Raw genomic sequence first — 1819 nt, 5'->3', positions numbered from 1 at the left:
AAAGGGGCAACAAAGGTAATGTGACGTGGGTTTTTACGTAATATATTGGTGGCAATTTTAATTAAAAAATCCAAGCCACCTGCTGCTTGCATGGTGGCTGCCGCGGCGACCACCGCCATAATCATTAATAAAACATCAATCGGCGGATGCGTGGGCTGTAAACCAAACCCAAAACTTAAGACAGCGAGCCCGACCCCGCCCATCACACCTAAACCAATGCCGCCGATACGGGCACCAATTAAGATGCAGCTGAGTACCACTAATAACTCAACCAAGAACATAACTTTCTCCTATTTTGGATAGACGTCCCCACGCGTCCGTTCACATGCATTCATTGTCTATGGCACGCCCATGGCGTATTGGGGGTAGATACGATATGACGGCTCCTCCGTCGGCCTATCGCCACTAATAAGCACCATCCTTGGTGGGAGATGTGAGCAACCGCGCTCAGCACCATGGCCAAATCCTAACCAGATGCCGTCACGCGCATGTTGATTCAGGTAAGAAAAAGTAACACTTTTCGCGAACTGACAACAAAAAGTTCGGGAAATGAGATCTTTAACCTGGACGCTGATGGACTTTTCATTCTTTCTTAGTGGTGTTATGTTATATCATAACAAACAACGGGGAGTCGTTATGAAAGCCAATATCCATCCCGAATACCGTTCTGTCGTTTTTCATGWCACCAGTGTTGACGCCTATTTTATTGTCGGCTCAACCTTGCAAACATCACGTACCATCGAGTGGCAAGATGGCAAAACCTATCCTTACTACCCACTGGATATCTCGAGCGCCTCACACCCGGTATATACCGGGAAGGCACGAGCGACGAACAAAGAAGGGCGCGCGGCACACTTGGCGCGTAAGTTTGGCCAAGTAGGCCGCCGCAAAAAGGCGTCGTCATGAAGGTCGTTAACTCACTAAAAAGCGCCCGCCAGCGCCATCCTGATTGTCAGGTTGTCCGTCGTCGCGGGCGCATGTTCGTCATCTGCAAAACCAATCCACGTTTTAAGGCCGTACAAGGCCGCGCGAAAAAACGCGCCTAAGCGTCGGCGACGCACTGCCACTGATGGGGCAGTGCTTCTCGGCGTGCAAACATCTTGATGTCGTCATTTCCTTTTTCTAAGCGAGTCATGGTATGTGTGTATACTCATCCTATTGGCATGAAAAGGAAAAAGTATGAGACAGGGTCGCCGCTTTTCACTAACGGCTGGGTTATTGATTGCCGCACTGGGTGCTGGTGCGCTTTACATCGTTCGCTCGCAACAAGTCACCGCGCCGCCGAAAGCGTCTGACACCGCACCGGCATTTATCACCGTCAACTCGCAAGCCGCGCTTGATGCAGAGCTCGCCAGCGCCGCGGCTAATCAGCAAATCGCTTTGGTTGATTACTACGCCGATTGGTGCATTCCGTGTAAACAATTCGCGCAAAAAACCTTCACTGACCCGGCAGTGGCTCAGCAGCTTAGCCACATGCACCGGATTAAAGTGAACCTGAGTGAAAACCGTCCGGAAGATTTTGCCTTGATGCGTAGCCAAGCGGTTGCAGGCTTACCGACTCTCGATTTTTGGCTTCCCACGGGTGAACGTGATCAAGCGGCGCGTATAACCGGCTTTTTACCTCCTGAGGCATTTCTCGCTCACCTCAATGAACATGCACTGATGCCGTCAGTAAAAAGCAAGGAATGATCAATCTCTTAGTTCTCTTGTTACAAAATTGATAAACCCCATATCTGGTGGTAGCTTTATTGAAAACAAAGGGAAGATAGCCGCATTATGGAAGCGCAACACACCATCGTTATCGCCGATGATCATCCAC

Annotated in this window: 4 protein-coding genes; 3 read left to right on the top strand and 1 reads right to left on the bottom strand. The window is 50.0% G+C overall.

Annotated elements, in window-relative coordinates:
* A partial coding sequence (locus tag BZG14_RS15215) for an anaerobic C4-dicarboxylate transporter family protein (RefSeq protein WP_274532409.1) occupies positions 1–281 on the bottom strand: 281 nt, incomplete at its 3' end.
* A gap of 355 nt (positions 282–636) precedes the next feature.
* On the opposite strand from BZG14_RS15215, the gene BZG14_RS15210 reads away from it, so the two are divergent.
* From BZG14_RS15210 to BZG14_RS15200, 3 genes are all read left to right on the top strand, one after another.
* Complete coding sequence (locus BZG14_RS15210) at positions 637–906, top strand: type B 50S ribosomal protein L31 (protein ID WP_077609150.1); 270 nt, start codon at positions 637–639, stop codon at positions 904–906.
* A complete protein-coding gene (gene ykgO, locus BZG14_RS15205) occupies positions 903–1046 on the top strand; it encodes a type B 50S ribosomal protein L36 (protein WP_074214039.1) in 144 nt (47 codons plus the stop codon). Before BZG14_RS15210 ends, ykgO begins: the two co-directional genes overlap by 4 nt.
* Positions 1047–1179: 133 nt before the next feature.
* Complete coding sequence (locus BZG14_RS15200; RefSeq protein ID WP_077609149.1) at positions 1180–1689, top strand: thioredoxin fold domain-containing protein; 510 nt, start codon at positions 1180–1182, stop codon at positions 1687–1689.
* Positions 1690–1819 lie beyond the last annotated feature (130 nt).

The sequence above is a fragment of the Salinivibrio sp. IB282 genome, from assembly GCF_001995685.1.
Taxonomy (GTDB): domain Bacteria; phylum Pseudomonadota; class Gammaproteobacteria; order Enterobacterales; family Vibrionaceae; genus Salinivibrio; species Salinivibrio kushneri.
Note: the sequence above shows the minus strand (reverse complement) of the source record. Positions and strands in the feature narration are given on the sequence as shown.

Bases quoted from the DNA above. Each gene is read 5' to 3' on its own strand.
- BZG14_RS15200 (WP_077609149.1), top strand. From the start codon at position 1,180: ATGAGACAGGGTCGCCGCTTTTCACTAACGGCTGGGTTATTGATTGCC.
- ykgO (WP_074214039.1), top strand. From the start codon at position 903: ATGAAGGTCGTTAACTCACTAAAAAGCGCCCGCCAGCGCCATCCTGAT.